We start from the raw sequence: 21,381 nt of genomic DNA on the forward strand, positions 1-21,381 counted from the left end.
CGAGCGCAGAAGAAACACTTCAATTGATACGTTTTGAGGCAAATAGTTCGAACTTATCTTTTGCTAACTTTTGAGCGTCGGGCCGAATGTAGCCGAAGTCGTTCAGATCTTTTTGTCCGTTATTGATGACCCATTTAACGAAAGTTATTGCATCGCTATTGGCGCTATTTTTATCTATTGAAAAATGTAAGTATGCAAGGGGTACGTTGTTGAGATCCTTGGATGAAGTCTCTTCAAAACGCTTCGTTACCACTGGAAGCTCATCATAAAATTTTTCCTCATCCGACACCTTACCGTTTCCATTCAGGTCTACTGGCAACACAGTGATTCCTTCTACCGGCTTTTTGGTTTCATGATTGTAAATGAGCGACAATGGCAGATAAGAAAGCCCAGTCGAATCACGAAGCAACGCCTTCAGTATATGCTCATCCGAACCGGCAATTGCTTTTCCTTTTACATCTTTCTGCTCGTAGCTGAAGTAGTTAGAAAAAGTAACGGGTACTCCAGCTTTTTGTAAACGTGTATAAACGGTGAATGGCTCTTTGATCTCCTTTTGCTTTTCTTTATCCGCGTAGATATCATGGAAGAAAAGCTGAACAATCAAATCTTTATCTAATCCTTTATCGGCATAAGTTCTTGCCAGACCGGAGTTACTGTTAGCAACAGGTAAAACAGCATACCGCGCGACATAAGCATACTCACGGTCCTTCTTGATCTCTTCGGTGTGCTCATAAGCTTCTATTAAAACTTCATATTGAGTCGGATCGGACGAAGCCCTGGATTCGATGATGACTTGAATATCGGGATACTGCTTGTTAAAATCGTCGATCCATTTTTGAACGAGTGGATATGCAAATCGAGCGCCGGTAATCCTTACGATCCGTTGGTTCTTTTTAGCTAGAACAGACACATCAGAAGATGGAATGTAGGAATGGTTACTTGAAGATGCCGTTAGTTCCTGCGCCGAAATGGTGGAATATGCAAAGACAAGTAAAAGTAGATTTAAAGCAAAAATAGATTTCATGTTAATGGAGTTGTTTCGTTTTATTATATTGTCTATAGACTAAGTAGATGATTAAATAAAAAAAAAATTAGACAAAAGTCCCGAGTGCTTTATAAAGCTTTGCTTGCTCTAGCTTGACCGACTGTTCAAATCTTAGTACAGCTTTCAATGACTTCTTAAATTTTATCTCTTTGATTAACAGATCAAGGATTTTGTCGAGATAAGCTGTAACTGCATCAGCCTGATCTTTGCCAAGATGCAGTTCAAATGTTTTCAGGAAATTGTTTGTAGAAATTGATATTTCTTTTGGTCGGCTAAATGCCAACAGACCGCGTAACATTACGAATTGGTCGCGATAATTATCCGACAATTTAAATCTAACGATCAGCCTATCGGTCTTAAAAATTTCGCCGGCCGCTATGGTCTGGAATTCTACAGGAACAAGGAAGCTGGATTTGTCGAACCAATCGGATAAAGGGTTTTGGAAATCAGTTTTCGGCGAGGTCAATTCAATACCTCTGGTTTTGATGGTAGTCTTTCTAGACCTGACAAAAAGATTAAAGAAATTTATTCGCTGGTCATTGCCAGCTAGCACTGCTGTTGAAGTCATGTTATTAAAATTGTTAGTTGTTGTTAATGAAAAAAAAATGGGAGTGGTCTACTCGCAACAACAACAGCAACTGTGTAAAGGCTGCTTGAAGAGAAAGGAATTAATCGATGTGTTCATAGTTAAAATATTTATCTGTCCTAATAATAAGGCAGGAATTGGCACCTTTTTAAAGGTTGTCATAGGATCATAAAGCCTGCTCTTTCCCCTATTCTTTATAAATATGGCTCAAAGATAATTTTAAAATCTATTAAATCAATAGACTTAATGGAATTTATAAAAAAAGTTTTTGATGGGTCGCTTGGTCCCATATAAAACACACAGTGAAGAAAAAGGGAACAGTATTTTTAAGGTGGTGTAAAGCGTTTGGCTTGCGTGGCAGGCGCGTTAGATGTTCATTCAACGGATGGGTACTCTTCATCTACCAATCACCGATTAGTACGACGGATCACTTCTTCTTTACTGAATACTCTATTGGCTTTTATATCTTCTTCCGACTTCATGGCACGAATGGTTAATTTCTCCTTCAATGCTGGGTTCAGACCGGTTTTTAGTAAAATAGTGTAGATCGCTTGTAATATGCCCATGTCGGTTTCTTGTCCAATTAACTTCTGAAGCTCCGTCTTAATGTCTCTTGTTTTCATAAGTCATTCAAGAATTTAAAAATTGGTTATTAAAGTTCAGCTTCGCCAGTCGAAAACCGGCCGCATAGCGAGTCCAGATCTCGCCAGCACAGAATGCCAACGCTAGAAGAACAAGAAGAACTAGACGGGCCGTGAACCTAAACATCTATCGTACTCATTGAATACGCTTGAAGATTCAATAACGAGGAGGCATAAGACGTAAATAACTTAGTTGAACGTTTTAGTTCTTCCACAGTACATGTATAATGCGGAGCAGAAGGAACCAGTAATTAAGCTTAATCTTTCAACATCGACATCCTTTAAATTTAAGTTCCAACTTGTTTCATGAATTATTCGGTGGCGTAATTCGAATAATTTCGCCAATTCTGTTCTCCATTCTGAGCTTGTCTCAAGCAACGTAAAGTCATTCTTGTTCTCACGGATATTCTCAATTTCATCCAAGATTTTTTTATTTGTAAGGCGCTCAAATATCGACGCAATCGCACTCAAATTTTGAAATGAATAATAATGACTAATTATTGAAGCACGACTAATTTTTAGCTCCTTGAAAAGATTATACGCTTCGTTTAGGGAAATATTTGCATCCAACAGTTTATTGTAACCGGCCGTGCTCCACTTCGTGTGATATTTGACGACAAGCCTTTTACAAAATACCTCTATTACACTTACATAAGAGACGATACAATGCCTTTTAACTTCTTCGCTCACCAACTTAGTTACTGGTTTATCAATTAGGTCGAGGTATAAAGCGTCCGTAAATGCAAGCCTAACCGTCATTTCCGCGTAGCAATTCATCTCATGATTACCTTTTGGAATTTTTGGAAGGTCTTTAATGGAAAATTTTCTATTCATAAAGTTGAACGTTATATTAAAGCGATTCTGCTTTCACCTTAAGTCTAAAGTAAGGAAAATTATAAGAGCTACTTATTGCTTGAAGAAACAAACAGTAGTAAACGGCGAAATTGAAGCATTAGACATCGAGGATTTCCATATTCCTTATCGCAGGATTTAGCAGTATTCTCTCCACGTCGTGGACACATACTTGATCTATGTTCCGGTATTGGTATGTTATCTTACCGGTTCAGCAAATGGATTATTATGAAAAAAATATTAAATCAATTACTTGTGTTGAATACAATAGCCACTTCGTTGAGCTTGGCAAGAAATTACTGCCAAAGGCGAATTGGGTTTGTGGAAACGCCTATGATAAAAATCTGCTTGATGATCTTGTTAAAAAATTTACCGGATCAGCGATTTGATTTAGTAATCAGTAATCCACCTTCTGGAGTTGACATGAATAAAGGAGATTATTCATGGTTGAATTATCAGGGGCATAGAGATTTAAAGGCCTTGGAAATTTGTCTGAGGTATGGCAAGAACGGTATGTTTATTCTACCGTCCGGTTCTGTACCTTTTAAATATTCTGGAGCACAATACTATGATGATAACAAAGAAAGATACTCTCAGAAATTCAAAAAATTCTTGAGAGAAAATAAAGACTTCAATTTCAGTATGCAATGCGATGGTATCGATGCAAGTATTTACCTGGAGGAATGGAAGAATCTAGCCGGTGGTATTGGGTGTGAGGTTGTGAACGTGAATATTTATCTGTGGTCGCTTGATTGTAAGGAGGATGGTATTACGGTTTAAAAAAATACCTAATGAAAATCGTTCTCGTCGGATTCATCAGACTCATTACAAATATTCCACAAATCGCTTTTTTCTTTCTCAGTGAGGTTTTCAACTCTCACAATTTCATCAAAATTCTTTTTTAGTAGTTCTTGGGCCGCACCGGGAGAATCATAATTATAGATATCAATTTTTTTTAGCGCCGGAACGAAGTCCTTATTTTCTCGTTTGACGAATTCAACGACTTCGAAGATAACGTCAATATCCGTTGGGTTTAAATTTTCCATACAACTAATTTGAAAAAATAATCAGTCACCTACAATAGTTTGAGAGGAATCAATAACAATTTTTGCTTTCTCCTTTTTTAACGAATCTAAAATTGAAATCTTCGCACTGTTGATGGCTGAATCAAGTTGCGCTTTGGTTATTACGCTAACCTCTTTAGGTGCCATACTTTTTTTGATAATATCATAGGCACCATAAATACCTCCGAAACTTCCTAAAATTAGTACTGGCCAAAACACTATCACTTGCCATTTTGCGAGTTTGTTTTCACGTTTAAGTTTTAAGAGTTCGACCTCATCGCGCTTTTTCCTTTTCTGTGTTTCTTCAGCCACCTTAGCTTTTTTATCTTCTGAATATTCAAGCCAACCACCATGCTCATATACGTTGTGACCAAATTCAGTCAAATCGCACCTTTGACCAGTTATATTAATTAGCCCTTTGGATTGCATGTAATCCGCCAATCTTTTTGCTTCCCCAGTATTATTTATGTATCGAAGTCTATTGCCTTTCTCATCAATAAAGTCAGTCATAAATAATTCCTGATTCATGTCTTCAAACAAGCGTTTCAGATTTATTTCCACAAGTTGATCTATTCTGTCATACATTTTTTTTTATTTCAGACCAATGATCTAACGAAATTTATTTTTACTGTGTGGGCCTACCAAACCGAAACTTCGCTCGGTAAACATAAGTGTCCATTCTGCTTACATGAAGGTTGTCAACTGTAAGATCAACCTGACCCTCATTAACCGATGTCGCGGGTATTTTCGCCCTTTGTGCTTCGTAATTGCGCAGCTCCTCTACGTCCTGTTCGGCTAGTCCCGTCCTCTCCAATAAACAGAAGCGGTTAGCCGACAGACAATCTGATTCTTCTTTGCTTAACTTCAAACCTCTAAGATTTAAAGAAGCTTGGTAATTTTCTTCGTTCATGACACGAACTTATAAACAAATAATCGTTTAGGCAATTTCTTTCGTGTTGATTGAGTATAATAACGCTGAGTAATTCACGATAGGGACTTGATTAGCTCTTCAAATCTTTTTTTATATTCATCTGAACTAAGTCTATCCCGAAGTCGGTTTGCATTTTCGCGCTGTTGATTGCAAAAATATACAACAGCTTGTAATAAAGTATCAAGGTTAGTAAATGGTTCTCCGTTAAAAATAACGTGCCCTTGACGATCTAATACCCTTGATGCGATGACCAGACTTTCGATAAAATAAGGGTGGGTGCATATGTCATTTGGTATCTCATAACGCTCCATGGTTTTGGGAGATTTGATTTAAACAAACATAATCAATTATGAAAATAAGAAGGGGTATGAAATTAATCATAACCCCTTTTGGAAGTCAATTACTTCAATGTGTAAAATGTTACTCTACCCTCACGTTCGAACTGCATTGATACTCCATCATCAGAGAGAGAAAGATTAAAAACTCTGTTGCCAAGCTGGACGATAGATTCTCCATCATTGGATTTGATTTCATACCTAAGTGGATGAATAAACCCTTCTAATGATTGAAAGATTGCCGTACCGTCCAATTGTTTGTCGGGTCTGAAAAACATCAGCATGTTGCCGTGGAAGTCTCTCCATCGACCGTTACAGGCTTCAAAAAGGTCATAAAAAAATTCTGTGTTCATATAATTAACATTTTTTGATTAATAATGAGTCAAAACTAGCGCACCGGCTCGAAGGCATTTAACCAAAAAAGTGCGTATAGGAATTTAAGTTATGTTCCCCTAAGAAACGATGTGTAGTAACTTATTATCGTGTAACTTGTTTGTATTCAAAACGATAGGTAACAAGATAAGCAACTAACAAAAAGCCTTAAGCGGAGAGAGAGGGATTCGAACCCTCGGTACAGTTACCCGCACAACGGTTTTCGAGACCGTCCCATTCAACCACTCTGGCATCTCTCCTATCGGATGTAAAAATAGAACTCCCGCAGCATTGCGACAGTCGTCATGAATAAATTTAATTGGGGATTTTTATTCGAAGCGTAGCGACTCGATCGGATCCAGCTTCGATGCCTTGTGAGCAGGATAAAATCCGGAGATCAGACCCACGGCAATACAAACAGCGAACCCCACAAATATCCAGAACCAAGGAATGAAATAAGAATCGCTGCCGAGAAAACCACCGAAGAAATTGCCTACAACAATTCCAAGGATAATACCCAGGATGCCACCGAGCAAACAAACTACGATCGCTTCGATCACAAACTGTTGCCTGATGCGCAGTGGCGTAGCACCAAGCGCTTTACGAACACCGATCTCCCGGGTCCGTTCTGTTACAGATACCAGCATAATGTTCATCAATGCAATGGAGGCTCCCAAGAGTGTTATAAATCCGATGACAACACCCCCAATTCTGAAATAACCAATGATCTGTTGTGTACGTTCTTTCAAAGCTTCGCTACTCTCTAGTTCAAATGAATTTTCCTTTCCCGCCTGATCTCTGCGAATGGAACGCATCACTCCTGTTGCTTCACCCATGGCATATTCCAGCTGTGAAGGATCAACAATGCTAACGGTTAGCCTGTACTCAAGTCCCTGACCCTTTGCCATCTGATTCGCCAACCTGATTGGAATGAATACCATGTTATCAAAGTTATCCTCCAACGACTGTCCTTTTTCTTCCAGCACTCCGATCACTTTAAACTGCGTTCCAGAGAAAGAAATTTTTTGATTCAGGGGGTCTTCATTTTCCTTGAATAAAACTTTGTACACCGAGTGACCGAGGATCACAACCTGCTTGCCATTATCGATTTCAAAATTTGAAAAATTTCGTCCCCTGCTCAAGTTTAGATTTTTAATAGCGAGATATCCTTCGTTGACACCCATCGCATTGATGTTTGGATTGGTTTTATTCGAAAGATGTTTTACCTCGGCAATTTGCGTCAGGTTTGCCGAAAGACTTATTGTTGCGCTCACACGGTATTGATCAATAAACCTCATGGTCTCATTTAATAGCAATGGGGGATAATTTTTTTGCGTTACGCCCTGCATCGTTCCTCCCCGGTTAACCCTTGACCTGATGTCAAACGTATTAGAACCTAACGCCGACAGCCCCTCACTAACGGATCGTTGGGCGGCATCAATCGCAGTCGACACACTAATCAGCGCGGTAATACCAATGGTGACAATCAGCGCCGTGATCACCGATCTTAACAAGTTCGCGCGTACGGAGCGAAGACCTTCCCGAACATTCTCAAGTAAATTCATGCCAGCTAAATAAATTGCAAAACAATAATAGTATCCTTATACGTTGATTAAAAGGCCAGGATGTTACAGTTCACAGCTAATTTTTTGGGGTTGATCACCAAAATTGGGTATATTCCATAAATAATGAATGATAATACATCCCAGCCACGTAAATTTATTAATCTATAAACGGGCAAGTGTATGAAGCGTAGGGCCATTCTGATATATTTTTTATTGGCATCTCTGGGGGTGAGCGCAAATTCCATCCTGATTCCAATGGATGAAAAACAATCTAACCACCTAAAAGCCTATGGCATCGCCTATTGGATACTGAAAAGTGATATGGAGGTTGACTGGCTGTTAAATTACCGCGGAGGAAGCTTCATGTGCAACTACCATCCGGCGATTCAAAACGAGCTGGTAGTCAGGGGTGTAAGCTTTGAAATCATTTCCAGTGCTCAAACGAATCAAATCATATCTGAAATCGCGAGCCCTGCACTGAATTACGACATCATGAAGCTGGAGAAATATCCGCGCATTGCTGTCTATTCCCCAAAATCAAAACAACCGTGGGATGACGCCGTAACGTTGGTATTAACCTACGCCGAAATTCCTTACGATATCATTTTTGATGAAGAGGTCATGAATGGAGCGCTCGTCAAATATGACTGGCTGCACCTTCACCATGAAGATTTTACGGGGCAGTACGGAAAGTTTTATGGCCAGTATAGCAACATGCCGTGGTACATTGAACAACAACAAGAGTCAGAAGCGATTGCGCAGAAATTTGGGTTCCATAAGGTATCTCAACTCAAGCTCGCCGTGGTCAAGAAGACAAAGGAATTTATTACGGGGGGCGGATTTCTTTTTGCCATGTGCTCCGCTACAGACACCTACGATATTGCGCTCGCTGCTGAGGGTGTAGACATCTGTGAACGCATGTATGATGGAGACCCTGCAGATCCTCAAGCACAAGAGAAGCTTCATTATGATAACACATTGGCATTCTCGGATTTTCGGTTGGTTCGTGATCCATATCAATATGAATTTTCAGACATCGATAATCAGCCAAGTGAACGCGGACTACGTCAGGATAACGATTACTTTTCCTTGTTTGAATTTTCAGCAAAATGGGATCCCATACCGACAATGTTAACGCAAAATCACACGCGCGTCATCAGTGGATTTTTTGGTCAGACCACCGGCTTCAAAAAGAATCTGATCAAACCGGATGTTTTAGTGATGGGGGAAAACAAAGAAATCAAAGAAGCAAAATACATCCATGGTGTGTTAGGTAAAGGTTTCTTTACCTATTATGGAGGACATGACCCGGAAGATTATCAACATCAGGTAGGTGAAGAACCGACGGACCTGAATCAACATCCAAATTCTCCTGGGTATCGATTGATCCTGAACAATGTATTGTTCCCCGCGGCGAAGAAGAAAAAACAAAAGACCTGAGAACGGTAAACGACTTCTCACCTAATCCCGTTCGCGGTTTTATATATCATGCCTGCGGCACTCACTAAACACTCCAATACGTGCTACCGATATTTGATGCTAAAGGCACCGATATCTGCCTAGGTCAAATTGAATGCTGTAACAAGAGTAAGGTGAGCGGCATGAGATCAGATAAGTTGTCAAACCCCTTTTCTCAAGTGTTGTATATCATGCACTACGGCACTCGCTTAATTCCCCAAAATGCGCGTTAGCAATATTTAGTATCTAACGATGATATTTCCCTAATTGACTCAATGTTGTAACGAAAATATGATACAAAATGAGATGGACTAGAATCATAGCAGCCAATAAATTTTTACTGTCAATTCCTTCATGCACTACGTCAATCCCGCTAGGGATGATATATCGGTAGAAATCAACCCGCACCCGAACCGAATCCCGTTAGGGATGACATATAATTTGCCTATTACATGTATTTAAAATTTGTTGGCCCGAGCACTAAAAATTGAGAGAAGTGGTTTGACTTTGTGTTAATGTATTCGATCGCCCCTCACCTCCAGCTGCTTCATAATACCGGCTTCGTATCCTAACCATTCTTCCCAACGTCTCATCACCACATCTTCAGGAAGATATTCCTTGGCGAGTTGCAGAAAGTTCTTGTAATGACCTGCTTCGGAAATCATCAATTCGTGATAGAACTCTGAAAGCTCTTTATCAGGAATAGTTTTCCAAAGCATCTTAAACCGCTCACAGCTTCGTGCCTCGATCAAGGCATTTAACAACAATTTTTCCACCAGGTGTTGTTCGCGGCTTCCACCTTTCTTCACAAATTTTGTTAGTTCCTCTACATACTCATCCTTTCGCTGCGGACCTAAAGTGAAACCTCGCTTTTTTAATTCTGCCAGCACTCGTTCGAAATGTTCCCATTCTTCTTTTACTACCGGCGCCAGCATCTCAACGAGTTTTTCCCGGTCCGGATGTTGTATGATCAGCGATATGCACGACGAAGCTGCCTTTTGTTCACAGTATGCATGATCGATCAGGATATCTTTGATATTCTTTTTAGCAACATCGATCCATCGCGGATCCGATGGAAGCTCTAGCCCAAGCGTGAATTTATCTTTAGCTATTTTCATCCTTGTTCAAAATAATAGCACTCTCTTAATAAACTGAATTTGTCCTCAGCAGATCAATCATAAAATGACCAATCAAACCCAAAGTCAATAATATTGCGTTGTCCCGGGTATCCAGGTGTCAACATGTAACCTTGTTTTGTAAAAGCTTGCATCAGGTTATGATACTTAAAAAAAATTCGTCCCCGTTTAATTCGTGCACTAAAGAATATATCTACGATCGGGAATTCCGGCACCTTTATGGCCTCACCGGTTATTTGTTGTTGGACATAAAACTGCTGAATAGGTACATCATAGGCCAACGGATAGTAGGACGATTTGTAATGAACATCGACGCCGGCATGCATATCAAGATTTCCATTGAAGAAAATATTTTCGTAGGATAACTGCGCATTGATAAATAAATCCGGAAGCTGAATGGCGTTGTCCGGGTTGTCTAAAACTTTTGAATAGATAATCTGACTAGACAAATTGATATGCCGCATAAATGTAAACGAGAATTTTAACTCAGGAGAAACGATTACCTGTTGGCCTGACGACTGTATAGGTAAAACGCGTTGTCCATCCGAAATGGCGTCTTCCTTAAAAAAAATATAGTTACCTAATCTTGTAAAACTCAGCCCGGGAGAAACCTTCAATATTTTCGAATTATAATGTAAATAGCCATTGATCTCAGTAGCATTCACATTGCTAAACGCGTTGGTCCAGGAATCATGGCTTCCACGGTATCCCTGCTGTAACAAGCTGGGCGCATATTGTACTTGCTTAATGGAACCCTCAAACCACTTGCTTTTTATCTGTCCATCAATCCTGAAGTTACCCTCTTGCTGTACTTCTACCCAGCCGGTTATTTCTCCGATCGAATCCAAATGAAGGGACATCCTGCCTCCGATGTAGCTTTCTACACCAGAGATCTGAGTGCCCGTGGTATCAATGTGATTGTTGGTAAAGGTGTAATCCCGGATCGCATAATAACCATTGTAAAAGAGCTTTAGCAGATTTCCTTTTATACCAACCTCGTTCCTGACATATTTAAACTTAACCTTATCCCACGTTTTTGTGGTATCCATTTGTCTGTCGAAATAATCGTAATATTCATTATCCGAGGGGCCATCCAAAAACTGATTTCCTTGTCTGTATCGATCGAAAGTATGGTATAATTGCAACGCTTTGCCTATCTCATATTGGTGATACAAATGTGCATTCATCCGCAGCTCACGGCTTGCTGCATCCTGCAGAAAGGGTTGTGCATTGATAAAAAAGTAATCCTTATATTCAAATTCATCGGCATTATCAACAATGCCTCCATATTCATCCGACTCATGATTATTTCTTCGATAATTAAACATTACCCGATATGCACTGTCGGGAGATTGATAAGAAGTATAAATATCATAATACGTACCGCGCACATTTCTGTCACCCTTTCCCTGCCGTTGTATTTGTTTATCAATTAGCAAGGCGCGATAGTTAAATCCGAAATTCCATTGAGGCGTGATATTTCTGCTGAAGGTTACCCTGGTCATTGAACGGCCCTTCCCCCCTAGCGTTGCGCGAATATTTGAGTAAGGAGACTTGGTATCGAAATAGCGAATTTGTTCATCGTCCCAATAAAGATTGTAGGCGTCGAATCCTGAAGTCACGCCTATTATGTCGGGTACTTGATAGAAAATAGGCCGGATAGCCGTACCGATATTACCGAGGTCCTGGTAAAGGTTATTATGCCGTTGAATATAATTATACCGATGGAAATTTCTGATCGCGGTGTCAATCGGATGATAGGTGATCCGGTTAAAAAATACATCCTTTTCAAAATAATATTTCGATGTCTTGGGACCATACACCTGCTTGGTCGTGTCATCAATGATGCGGGAACCTCGCCGTCGTGGTTCTTCATCCTGCGCCGACAGATTTAGGTACATCCCCGTAAAAAATAAGGCGAAAACGATGAGTCGTAAAAAATGCACGTGCAAAATTAATCGGTTAATGATCTTTCCTGGAACGTTAAAGAAATTATTTCTATAGGCCACGCTTAACCATGTTTAGCACGATTTCATCAAAATCCTTTCCACCTTTTATGAAATCCACTTCAATAGGTATATAAAACATTAAAAGTTCTTTTGTTAAATTTTGAAACTGAGGAATATCGATCTTGACCTTATCTTTTTCGGTAGTGATAAAACTCAGGTTGGCGTTTGCGTTTCTTAATGCAATCAACGATGCAATATCGTGTTCCGTATAGGTATGGTGATCGTTGAAGGCGATGTGCTTAACTAACGTATAGTTCTGCTTTACAAATGTGACCAATGGCTTTGAGTTGCCGATGCCAGTGATCAGGACCACCTCCTGCGATGGTGAACCTGATGTATTTAAAAACGGTGTAGGGTGTCCGTAGCGTATGTTGGTAAAAAAGACTGGTTTTTCGGCGTAGTCCCGAATAGATTTTTCAATATAGATCATTTCATCTTCTGAAATCTCATAGGGACATTTAGTGACTACAATTACATCGGCCCTGTTAGCGCTGCCTTTGCTTTCACGCAGCCGACCAGATGGAAGTAAAAAATCTTTATAAAATGGTCTGAAATAATCCGTTAACAGAATGGAGAAACCTGGCGTGACTTTTCTGTGCTGAAATCCATCGTCCAGGAGAATTACTTGTGTTTCAGGACGCTCCTGCAATATAGTTGGAATGGCCAGCGCCCGTTCCTCACCCACTGCCACCGTAATTCGTTTTCCAAATTTTGCGTAGAACTGAAAAGGTTCATCGCCCAGCGTCAGCGCGTTATCGGAGGGCCCGGCAATTCTGATACCTTTGGTTCTTCGTGCATATCCGCGGCTGAGGGTTGCTACCTTATAGTTGTTTTGAAGCATCCTGATTAAATGTTCAATCATCGGTGTTTTTCCCGTACCTCCTACGGTAAGATTGCCGACACAGATAACAGGCAGGTCAAACTTTACAGATGCCGTAAATCCCAAATCATAAAGTCTGTTCCTGATTTGAGTGATCAAATAGTAAAGCCAGGAAAAAGGAAACAGCAAAATCCTTAGTAAAATCATTTTTAGCTTTTAAACCTTAACTTTCAACCTTTAACTTGCTACGGCAATAGACAGGCTTCATGGACGCAAGTATAAAAATAAAAGATGTAACCCGTTACCTGGAGGAATGGGCGCCATTAAGTTATCAGGAATCCTATGATAATTCTGGCCTTATTACCGGCGATTTATCCACAGTGATACAAGGTGTGCTAGTTACGCTTGACTGTACTGAAGACGTTGTTCAAGAGGCGATTGCATCCGGATGCAACCTAATTATTGCGCATCATCCAATCCTTTTCAGAGGAATAAAAAAATTAACGGGAAGCAATTATGTTGAGCGCACCATAATAAAGGCCATCAAACATGATATTGCCATTTATGCCATTCACACCAACCTGGATAACGTGCACACCGGTGTCAATAAAAAGATATGTGACAAGATTGGTCTTCATAATATCAGAATACTGTCACCAAAACCCGATACGCTAAACAAACTCATCACCTTTATCCCGACCGAGTATGCCGGGCAAGTGACTGCTGCGCTTTACGCTGCGGGTGCCGGTCAGATTGGTGAATACAAGAATTGCAGCTTCCAGTCCGAAGGCGTGGGCACATTTCTGCCGACCGAAGCCACTGATCCATATATCGGTGAACGAAATAAGCAAACCCTGGTAAATGAAATCAGGGTAGAGATGATATTCCCTGCTCATCTGAAAAAGAAACTTTTAAATACCCTTAAGGAGGCTCACCCCTATGAAGAAGTCGCTTACTATATCTCACCGTTGTTAAACGAAAATCAGGAAGTTGGGACAGGTATGATTGGTGATCTCAGCACCCCAATGGAACCTTTAGATTTTCTACGAAGTTTAAAAAATAGTATGGATTTAACCGTCATCCGACACACAGCCCTGCCTCCTCGTAAAATACAGAAAATCGCGGTTTGTGGAGGCTCCGGAAGCTTCCTGCTCCCAAAAGCAATTCAAGCCGGAGCAGATATTTTTATTACTGCGGACGTCAAATATCATGAATTCTTTGATGCAGATGGTCAGATTACCATTGCAGATATCGGCCATTATGAAAGCGAGGTTTTTACCAAAGAACTAATAATGGATGTTTTAATGAAAAAATTTCATACTTTTGCGATCATTTTTTCAAAAACCCAGACTAATCCAACAAGCTATATATAACGAATGGAAAATCAATCAGTTGCACAGAAGCTCGAAGCACTAGTAAAACTACAGTTCATCGATACCAAATTAGACGAACTTAAAAAGCTGAGAGGCGATCTTCCCGATGAGGTTCAAGACCTGGAAGATGAAATTGAGGGGTACAAAACAAGGCAAACGAAATACGAGTTAGAGCAAAAAGACATCGAAGAAGGGATAAAAAAGAATAAAGAGGGGATTAAAGAAGCTGAAAAACTGATAAAAAAATATACTGAGCAACAAAAGAACGTTAGAAACAACCGCGAATTTGACGCCATCACAAAAGAAATCGAACTCCAGGAACTTGAAATCCAGATTTGCGAAAAGAAAATTAAAGAGGGTAAAGAAAATATTATAGCAAAGAAGGACGAAATCGAAAAAATCAACCTTCAGATTAAAGAACGGGGTGATCACCTCGATACTAAGAAAAGAGAACTCGACGGCATCCTTGCCGAAAGCCACGAAGAAGAAAAAAGACTGTTAGCTGAACGCGAAAAAGCCTCCAAAAAAATCGAAGATAAACTTCTTAAATACTACGAAAGATTACGTGGAAGCCTGACCAATGGACTTGCTGTTGTGCGTGTTGTCCGTGGCGCTGCTGAAGGCTGTAACATTGTGATACCTCCTCAAAAAATTGCTGAAATCCGCGAGAAAAAGAAAATTGTGATCGATGAGCATTCTGGTCGTATCTTAGCAGACGTTGACATGGATTCGCTTGATGAAGGCGATAAACCAAAATCGGCTAAAGTCGCAGTACCAGCACCAAGAAGAGGTAAAAAAGTTGAATAAGATTTTCATGAACGATATAAAAAAGGCAGCCATTCTGGTCTGCCTTTTTTTATTTCTATCCATTCTGGTTCCACACGTATTTTCGAAAGAGATTTCCCTACCATCGGAAAGTCAATGGGCATTTGATGAAGAAACGCATAAAGCCTACCTGCTTACGCTAAATTTACAATTAGAAGAGGTACATCGACTTCTTCCTAACCCTGAAACAACGCATCAGCATTATGTCGCTGCACTGGCTGAAGCGCTCGAATTGTTGATCACGGAAGACAAGGAAAAATTTTCAGAATATGAAGATCATTTCACTGCCCGCTTGGATCGAAAGACAAAGACCAATATTCCTGATGATATGTTTTTGCAAGCTGAGATCCGCATGCAATGGGCCTTCGTGTATTTAAAATTTGGTCATGAATTCGACGCCGCGTTGAATCTTCGGGAGGCCTATCTTACCATTGCAGAGATTAAACGGAAGTTCCCCTGGTTCCTGGCCGTTAAAAAGACGTCTGGATTATTGGAAGTCATGATCGGGTCTGTGCCCCGAAAGTACAACTGGGTACTTAACCTCCTCAATATGGAAGGGTCAACAAAGGCAGGCTTCGAGGAATTGGAGAGCATACGCAAATCAGACAGTCACCTCGCTTTCGAGGCGCAGCTCATACATGCTTTAATACAGGGCTTTTTACTGCAAACAGGCGAAGGTATACTTGAATTGAAGAACGTGCTCGGAACACACCCTAAAAACAGACTGGCGCTTTTTCTGGGAAGCGCGCTGGCAATGAAGAATGCCCAAAGCGAACTTGCGTTGAGTATGCTTGATAGCCTCCACAAGCAAAGCGAAGGTTTATCAATTTATTTTGCAGATTACTTACGGGCTGAGATCTACTTACACAAAGGTGAATATTTGAATTCCATTTCGTCCTACCGTTGGTTCATTAACAATTACCGGGGTCAAAACTGTATCAAAGATGCTCATTATAAAATCGGCCTTTGCTATTGGTTAAATGGAAATACAAATGATGCGCAAGCCACCTTTAAAGTCGCAAAATCTTTAGGCAGAGAGGCTTCGGAAGCAGATAAACACGCGGCGAGATGTTTAGCAGAAACAGAATTACCTCACATCCAATTGACTAAAGCACGTTATGCCATGGATGGCGGATATTATGAACAGGCCACTCAGATTCTCGAATCTATCCAGACAAAGGATATTCCTACCAGGCGCGATCAGGTGGAGTATAATTATCGCAAAGGTCGACTAGCGCATAAGTTAAATGACATCCCGGATGCGAAGCGGTATTACCTTGAAAGCGTTGCTATCAATGGCGACGAGCCATGGTACTTCGCGCCCAATGCTTGCCTTCAGCTAGGTTACATTGTTTGGGAGGAAGGAAACCTACCTTTAGCTACGAACTATTTTAACAAAGCGATGGCTTACAATAAGCACGAGTATAAAAACTCCATTGATAGCAAAGCTAAATCGGCCATTGCTCAGATTAAGCGTAAATGAGATACATCATTGTGAAGCCGGATAGTGAAGTGGCTACCATTAAAATGTAATAGATACAAGCATAAATTCTCGTGCTCAAACATGTCCATCGATTTGAGCGGATAATTTAAGAGCATGCAGAGCAAAATGCGGATTGCCCGACCGTGCATGCAAACCAAAACGGTTTGTTCCTCAGTTTTAGCCATGATGTGGTCAACCGCAGGTTTCATTCTCTTCACCACGTCGTCCGGGCTCTCGCCACCTTCTATTCTGTGATAAGTGTTTCCTAATTGCCATTGCTTCAACATGTAATGGTAATATTGATCCTCATCGGGCGTGATCTTATAACCTTCCTTTGATCCCCAACAGATTTCATTTAAACCCGATAGGGATTCATTGGGGATACCTAAATCAAGAAACTGCTTGACTGTCTCCTTGGTACGCTTGAGCGAAGAAGTATAAATTTTATCGAACGAAATATTCTTATAACATTCAAAGAATGCGTTCGCCTGCGCAATACCGCGTGCGTTTAATGAACTGTCTACACCGCTCCCCTGCACAATGTTTTGCAGATTGAAGTCGGTTTGACCATGGCGAACGATGTAGATTTTTTTGGTGTTCAATTTTCAATAATTTTGGGCGCAAAAATAAGGAAATACTAAGCAGCCAAAAGTGTACCGGGAAATAGTTTTATGAGAATTTTTAAAACAATCAAAACAGTTGAATCGCTAAACGAATGGGCTGTAAACACCATGACGCAGCATATTGGTATTGAATTCACGGCCATAGGAGATGATTTTTTAGAAGCCCGCATGCCTGTAGATCACAAAACCAAACAACCCTTGGGCCTTTTACATGGCGGCGCATCGGTAGCCCTGGCTGAAACTTTAGGCAGTGTAGCCGCCACGCTCTGCGTCGACGAAACGAAGTTGTGTGTTGGCCTGGAAATTAATGCAAACCATATTAAAGCCGTTCGTGAAGGATTTGTGAAAGGAATAACCCGGCCCATACACATTGGCAAGCAGACTCAAATCTGGGAGATTCGCATCACGAATGAATCCGGTGAACTGGTTTGTATCAGTAGAATAACAATAGCAGTGTTGGAGAAAAAGAAATAAACAGCGATGGCCATATCAACCTCAGTTTCACTATCGATGCGTACCGAAACTGAGTACCTATCTTTCCTGATTGATTATGCCGTACAACATAATTTTTCTGTTGCATTATGGCGGTTGCCGAATGACCCGGTAACACATCTAACTATTTCAAAATCACCCGAGCGATTAACTTATACGTCTACATTGGAAGACCTGCCGCCAGGATTTATCTTCGCACCTTTCGAACCTGCTGCACAAAGAATTTTTCTTAAAGCTGATTTATCGTTTTCGTTTTCAAATGGTGAATTAGATCAACCTCAGACAGCCTGGGAAGCCTTATCTAACGTTAGCCTTAATGATGTACCAGCGAATAAGGACTTCCTCATTAACAAACCTCAAATCTATTGTAAGCAAATTGATCCTACGCCATCAACATCAAAAGATCATTTTATACGTGTGGTGAGTGATGGAATACGTGAAATCGAAAAAGGCACTTTTGAAAAAGTCGTAATTTCCAGAAGACAAGAAGTGAAGCTCTCGGAGGCGTTTGATATTAGTGAAGCCTTTCAAAATCTTTGCAGGCTGTATTCGAACGCTTTGATATCTTTCGTCAGCATTCCTGACACGGGCAGCTGGTTAGGTGCAACACCCGAATTGCTTGTTTCTGTGGAGGACAAACACACCTTCAGAACCACTGCTCTCGCTGGTACACAACCTTATGTGGAAGGTACGAACCTGAAATCGGTGGCGTGGACGCAAAAGGACATCGAAGAGCAAGCGCTGGTAGAAAGATACATCATCAGTTGCTTCAAGAAAATTCGCCTTCGTGAGTACGAGGAGCATGGCCCAAGAACAGTGATTGCCGGGAATTTGATTCACTTAAAGTCGGATTTCACCGTAGATATGCAAGCCACAAATTTTCCACAGTTAGGTTCGGTGATGCTTCAACTACTACATCCTACATCAGCTGTCTGCGGTGTTCCGCTAGACACATCGTTAAAATTTCTTCGTCAGGAAGAAGGTCATCAGCGCGAGTTTTACGCAGGCTACCTTGGGCCGTTGAATTTCAATAACCGCATCGATATTTTCGTAAACTTACGTTGTCTTCAGTTGCTGCCTGGAAAAGCCCTTCTCTACGCAGGAGCCGGGATTACCCAAGATTCAAATCCAGAAAAAGAATGGGAAGAAACCGAATTGAAGTTGAATACCTTGTTAAAAGTTATCAAATAATTGTTTTATTGACCATGATGGAATTAAAATGATCGCACGCTTCCAATCCATTTATGACATTGCTAACCTGTGTGCGAAGAAAGGATTGACACAGGCGGTTTTATGTCCTGGTTCCAGGTGCGCCCCACTGACATTGGCTTTTACACGACATCCGAATATCCAATGCAGAACGATAAGCGATGAACGAAGTGCGGCTTTTATCGCATTGGGAATATCGCAACAGTTGAAGCAACCGGCGATTTTGTTATGTACTTCTGGAACGGCGGCCTGCAATTTTTCTCCGGCAGTGGCAGAAGCATATTTCAGCAAAAGGCCCTTGGTGGTTTTTACCGCTGATCGCCCAACGGAGTGGATAGGTCAGCAAGACGGCCAAACGATTTTTCAGACAGATGTTTTCGGAAAACACGTTAAAAAATCTTATCAACTTCCCCAGGAATACGAGCACCAGGATAACGTTTGGGCCATTACCAGAATGGTCAATGAAGCCATTAATTTTTCACGACAAGAGCCGCAAGGACCGGTACATATTAACGTTCCTTTCAGGGAACCACTGTATCCGGCTGCCAACGAACAAGTATTTTTCTCAGACGCTATTCGTGTTATGGAGGATAATGCTTCCCCTGGTACGCTGGACGATAGTCAAAAGAAACTCATCAGTGACGCGTGGTTCCAATTTCATAATGTTTTACTGGTTGCAGGTCAACTCGATTTTGATGAACCAATCACTCATTCGCTGAATAGATTTTTCTCAATTCACAATGTACCTATTGTCGGGGACATTATTTCCAATCTCCATCCCATCGAAAAAACTGTTAGACATGCTGATTTATTTCTGGGACAATGCCCCGAGGAAATTCTGAAGACACTCAAACCAGACCTGTTAATTACATTTGGAGACTCAACGATTTCCAAAAACCTAAAACTATTCCTACGTAAATATAAACCCGCAGAACATTGGCACATTCAGCATGCGGGCTTCGTCGCGGATACATTTCAATCGATCACTAAGATCATTCGTACATCACCCGTTCATTTTTTTGATTTTCTGAGTTCAATTCCCCAGCAAAATAATTTCGAAACTCAGAAACAAAACAACTATAATAAATTGTGGGAAGTTGAAGAGAGACGAGCATGCAGAGTATTAAATGAATATTTTCCATGTGATGATTTGGGTGAGCTTGAATTGGTGAAGGAAATTATCGGCAACGTTCCTCCAGGCAGCAACCTCCACGTTGCTAACAGCATGAGTGTGCGTTATGCGAATTTTATCGGTTTAACCAGTCACCAACATACAATTAAAGTGTTTGCTAATCGTGGTACAAGCGGTATTGATGGATGTACCAGCACTTCCATTGGCCACAGTCTCACCAGCAACATTCCGAATGTTCTGGTTACAGGCGATTTAGCTTTTTTCTATGATCGGAATGCATTCTGGCATAATTATGCGCTGCCTCACTTCCGTGCATTAGTTCTGAACAATCATGGTGGCATTATTTTTAAGATGATCGATGGTCCCGGTGACGTACCAGAGGCAAAGGAATATTTTATTACTGATCAAAGGCTTAACGCAAAAAATCTTTGCAATGAGTTTGGAATAGAATATTTGAAGGTCGATAATAGACGAAAGCTCAAAAACGTAGTCCGTGATTTTTTCGAATTCGATGGCAAACCCAAACTATTGGAGCTTGAATCAGATCTGATGATGAACAAAAAAATATTCGATAATCTCAAACAAAAAATAAGAAAGAGTTATGAATTATAAATTTCCCTGGAAGCCAGTCAAAGAATATAAAGAAATTGTTTTCCATAAATTCGAAGGCATAGCACGCATAAGCATTAACCGTCCACAGGTTCATAATGCTTTTACTCCATTAACAATAAATGAAATGATTGACGCCATGTACATTTGTCGGGAAGACAAAGAAGTTGGCGTTATCATCATTACTGGAGAAGGCGGAAAAGCATTTTGTAGTGGTGGCGATCAAAGTGTTAGAGGTCATGGAGGTTACGTGGGTGAAGATACAACGCCACGTTTAAACGTTTTGGATCTGCAAAAGATCATTCGGTCAATACCTAAACCTGTTATCGCTGCCGTTGCAGGCTGGGCTATCGGAGGCGGACATGTGCTACACGTCGTCTGCGATCTTACGATCGCTGCAGAAAACGCTCGGTTCGGCCAAACGGGTCCAAAGGTAGGAAGCTTTGACGGCGGTTTTGGTGCGTCCTATTTGGCAAGGATCGTAGGACAAAAAAAAGCAAGGGAAATTTGGTTTCTGTGCGACCAATATGATGCTAAAGAAGCACTAGACATGGGGTTGGTAAATAAGGTGGTTCCACTTGATTTGCTGGAAGAAACTTATGTGGCGTGGGCCAGGAAAATCTTAAAGAAAAGCCCTCTTGCCTTGCGCATGCTGAAAAGCTCTTTTAATGCTGAACTGGACGGACAGGCTGGCATCCAGGAACTCGCTGGCAATGCTACGCTGTTATATTATCTTAGTGATGAGGCAAAAGAAGGTAAAAATGCTTTTCTTGAGAAACGGGATCCTGATTGGTCAAAATATCCAAAGTTCCCTTAGTCAT

At 40.8% G+C, this 21,381-nt stretch carries 22 protein-coding genes, 1 tRNA gene and 1 riboswitch; of the genes, 9 read left to right on the forward strand and 14 right to left on the reverse strand.

The features are described from left to right. Positions 1 to 19: 19 nt before the first annotated feature. From P2W71_RS23240 to P2W71_RS23255, 4 genes are all read right to left on the reverse strand, one after another. A complete protein-coding gene (locus P2W71_RS23240) occupies positions 20 to 1,024 on the reverse strand; it encodes a hypothetical protein (protein ID WP_276373803.1) in 1,005 nt (334 codons plus the stop codon). A 67-nt stretch (positions 1,025 to 1,091) separates the two neighbouring features. Further along, entirely contained in the window at positions 1,092 to 1,613 is a 522-nt protein-coding gene (locus tag P2W71_RS23245) for a hypothetical protein (protein ID WP_276373804.1), read from the reverse strand. 125 nt (positions 1,614 to 1,738) lie between these two features. Then, positions 1,739 to 1,834: riboswitch (SAM riboswitch) on the reverse strand. A 204-nt stretch (positions 1,835 to 2,038) separates the two neighbouring features. Beyond that, positions 2,039 to 2,254 (reverse strand): hypothetical protein, encoded by a 216-nt coding sequence (locus P2W71_RS23250; RefSeq protein WP_276373805.1) that lies wholly within the window; start codon positions 2,252 to 2,254, stop codon positions 2,039 to 2,041. Between the two features lie 207 nt (positions 2,255 to 2,461). Beyond that, positions 2,462 to 3,106 carry a hypothetical protein gene (locus P2W71_RS23255; protein WP_276373806.1) on the reverse strand — a complete coding sequence of 215 codons (645 nt, stop codon included), beginning with the start codon at positions 3,104 to 3,106 and terminating at the stop codon, positions 2,462 to 2,464. A 246-nt stretch (positions 3,107 to 3,352) separates the two neighbouring features. Between P2W71_RS23255 and P2W71_RS23260 the strand changes: the two genes are divergently transcribed. After that, a complete protein-coding gene (locus tag P2W71_RS23260; protein WP_346659972.1) occupies positions 3,353 to 3,904 on the forward strand; it encodes a hypothetical protein in 552 nt (183 codons plus the stop codon). An 8-nt stretch (positions 3,905 to 3,912) separates the two neighbouring features. On the opposite strand, the gene P2W71_RS23265 is transcribed toward P2W71_RS23260, so the two are convergent. From P2W71_RS23265 to P2W71_RS23290, 6 genes are all read right to left on the reverse strand, one after another. After that, entirely contained in the window at positions 3,913 to 4,170 is a 258-nt protein-coding gene (locus P2W71_RS23265) for a hypothetical protein (protein WP_276373807.1), read from the reverse strand. A 21-nt stretch (positions 4,171 to 4,191) separates the two neighbouring features. Further along, positions 4,192 to 4,773, reverse strand: a complete 582-nt coding sequence (locus P2W71_RS23270; RefSeq protein ID WP_276373808.1) for a hypothetical protein — start codon at positions 4,771 to 4,773, stop codon at positions 4,192 to 4,194. A 40-nt stretch (positions 4,774 to 4,813) separates the two neighbouring features. Then, positions 4,814 to 5,098 carry a hypothetical protein gene (locus tag P2W71_RS23275; RefSeq protein ID WP_276373809.1) on the reverse strand — a complete coding sequence of 95 codons (285 nt, stop codon included), beginning with the start codon at positions 5,096 to 5,098 and terminating at the stop codon, positions 4,814 to 4,816. Between the two features lie 421 nt (positions 5,099 to 5,519). After that, entirely contained in the window at positions 5,520 to 5,807 is a 288-nt protein-coding gene (locus P2W71_RS23280) for a hypothetical protein (RefSeq protein WP_276373810.1), read from the reverse strand. 192 nt (positions 5,808 to 5,999) lie between these two features. Continuing rightward, positions 6,000 to 6,086: transfer RNA gene (locus tag P2W71_RS23285), tRNA-Ser, on the reverse strand. A gap of 69 nt (positions 6,087 to 6,155) precedes the next feature. After that, positions 6,156 to 7,391 (reverse strand): ABC transporter permease, encoded by a 1,236-nt coding sequence (locus tag P2W71_RS23290; RefSeq protein ID WP_276373811.1) that lies wholly within the window; start codon positions 7,389 to 7,391, stop codon positions 6,156 to 6,158. A gap of 180 nt (positions 7,392 to 7,571) precedes the next feature. Here P2W71_RS23290 and P2W71_RS23295 point away from each other — a divergent pair, with 180 nt between their 5' ends. After that, positions 7,572 to 8,831, forward strand: a complete 1,260-nt coding sequence (locus P2W71_RS23295) for an asparagine synthetase B (protein WP_276373812.1) — start codon at positions 7,572 to 7,574, stop codon at positions 8,829 to 8,831. Between the two features lie 530 nt (positions 8,832 to 9,361). Here P2W71_RS23295 and P2W71_RS23300 read toward each other — a convergent pair. Genes P2W71_RS23300 through lpxK form a run of 3 tightly spaced genes read right to left on the reverse strand, consistent with a single transcriptional unit; the run spans position 9,362 to position 13,021 of the window. Next, complete coding sequence (locus tag P2W71_RS23300; RefSeq protein ID WP_276373813.1) at positions 9,362 to 9,967, reverse strand: tRNA-(ms[2]io[6]A)-hydroxylase; 606 nt, start codon at positions 9,965 to 9,967, stop codon at positions 9,362 to 9,364. 53 nt (positions 9,968 to 10,020) lie between these two features. Then, the gene (locus P2W71_RS23305) at positions 10,021 to 11,994 is read right to left on the reverse strand and encodes a putative porin (protein ID WP_276373814.1); all 1,974 of its coding nucleotides are present in this window, start codon (positions 11,992 to 11,994) and stop codon (positions 10,021 to 10,023) included. After that, on the reverse strand, positions 11,984 to 13,021 hold the full coding sequence (gene lpxK, locus P2W71_RS23310) for a tetraacyldisaccharide 4'-kinase (protein WP_276373815.1): 1,038 nt from the start codon (positions 13,019 to 13,021) through the stop codon (positions 11,984 to 11,986). Before lpxK ends, P2W71_RS23305 begins: the two co-directional genes overlap by 11 nt. A 59-nt stretch (positions 13,022 to 13,080) precedes the next feature. Between lpxK and P2W71_RS23315 the strand changes: the two genes are divergently transcribed. The 3 genes from P2W71_RS23315 to P2W71_RS23325 are packed head-to-tail and all read left to right on the forward strand — an operon-like array spanning position 13,081 to position 16,495. After that, on the forward strand, positions 13,081 to 14,187 hold the full coding sequence (locus P2W71_RS23315; RefSeq protein ID WP_276373816.1) for a Nif3-like dinuclear metal center hexameric protein: 1,107 nt from the start codon (positions 13,081 to 13,083) through the stop codon (positions 14,185 to 14,187). Between the two features lie 3 nt (positions 14,188 to 14,190). Then, positions 14,191 to 14,994, forward strand: a complete 804-nt coding sequence (locus tag P2W71_RS23320; protein WP_276373817.1) for a C4-type zinc ribbon domain-containing protein — start codon at positions 14,191 to 14,193, stop codon at positions 14,992 to 14,994. A gap of 7 nt (positions 14,995 to 15,001) precedes the next feature. Next, on the forward strand, positions 15,002 to 16,495 hold the full coding sequence (locus P2W71_RS23325; RefSeq protein ID WP_276373818.1) for a hypothetical protein: 1,494 nt from the start codon (positions 15,002 to 15,004) through the stop codon (positions 16,493 to 16,495). Here P2W71_RS23325 and P2W71_RS23330 read toward each other — a convergent pair. Continuing rightward, complete coding sequence (locus P2W71_RS23330; protein ID WP_276373819.1) at positions 16,477 to 17,097, reverse strand: histidine phosphatase family protein; 621 nt, start codon at positions 17,095 to 17,097, stop codon at positions 16,477 to 16,479. The two genes, P2W71_RS23325 and P2W71_RS23330, sit on opposite strands and share 19 nt — an antisense overlap. Before the next feature lie 69 nt (positions 17,098 to 17,166). On the opposite strand from P2W71_RS23330, the gene P2W71_RS23335 reads away from it, so the two are divergent. From P2W71_RS23335 to menB, 4 genes are read left to right on the forward strand one after another with little or no spacing between them, the layout of a single operon-like run. Continuing rightward, positions 17,167 to 17,592, forward strand: coding sequence for a hotdog fold thioesterase (locus P2W71_RS23335; RefSeq protein WP_276373820.1), 426 nt, complete (start codon positions 17,167 to 17,169; stop codon positions 17,590 to 17,592). A gap of 6 nt (positions 17,593 to 17,598) precedes the next feature. Then, positions 17,599 to 18,801, forward strand: coding sequence for a chorismate-binding protein (locus P2W71_RS23340; RefSeq protein ID WP_276373821.1), 1,203 nt, complete (start codon positions 17,599 to 17,601; stop codon positions 18,799 to 18,801). 28 nt (positions 18,802 to 18,829) lie between these two features. Further along, positions 18,830 to 20,563 (forward strand): 2-succinyl-5-enolpyruvyl-6-hydroxy-3-cyclohexene-1-carboxylic-acid synthase, encoded by a 1,734-nt coding sequence (gene menD, locus P2W71_RS23345; RefSeq protein WP_276373822.1) that lies wholly within the window; start codon positions 18,830 to 18,832, stop codon positions 20,561 to 20,563. Then, positions 20,553 to 21,377, forward strand: coding sequence for a 1,4-dihydroxy-2-naphthoyl-CoA synthase (gene menB, locus P2W71_RS23350; protein WP_276373823.1), 825 nt, complete (start codon positions 20,553 to 20,555; stop codon positions 21,375 to 21,377). Before menD ends, menB begins: the two co-directional genes overlap by 11 nt. Positions 21,378 to 21,381 lie beyond the last annotated feature (4 nt).

It is taken from the genome of Chryseolinea sp. H1M3-3, assembly GCF_029360725.1.
Classification (GTDB): Bacteria; Bacteroidota; Bacteroidia; order Cytophagales; family Cyclobacteriaceae; genus Chryseolinea.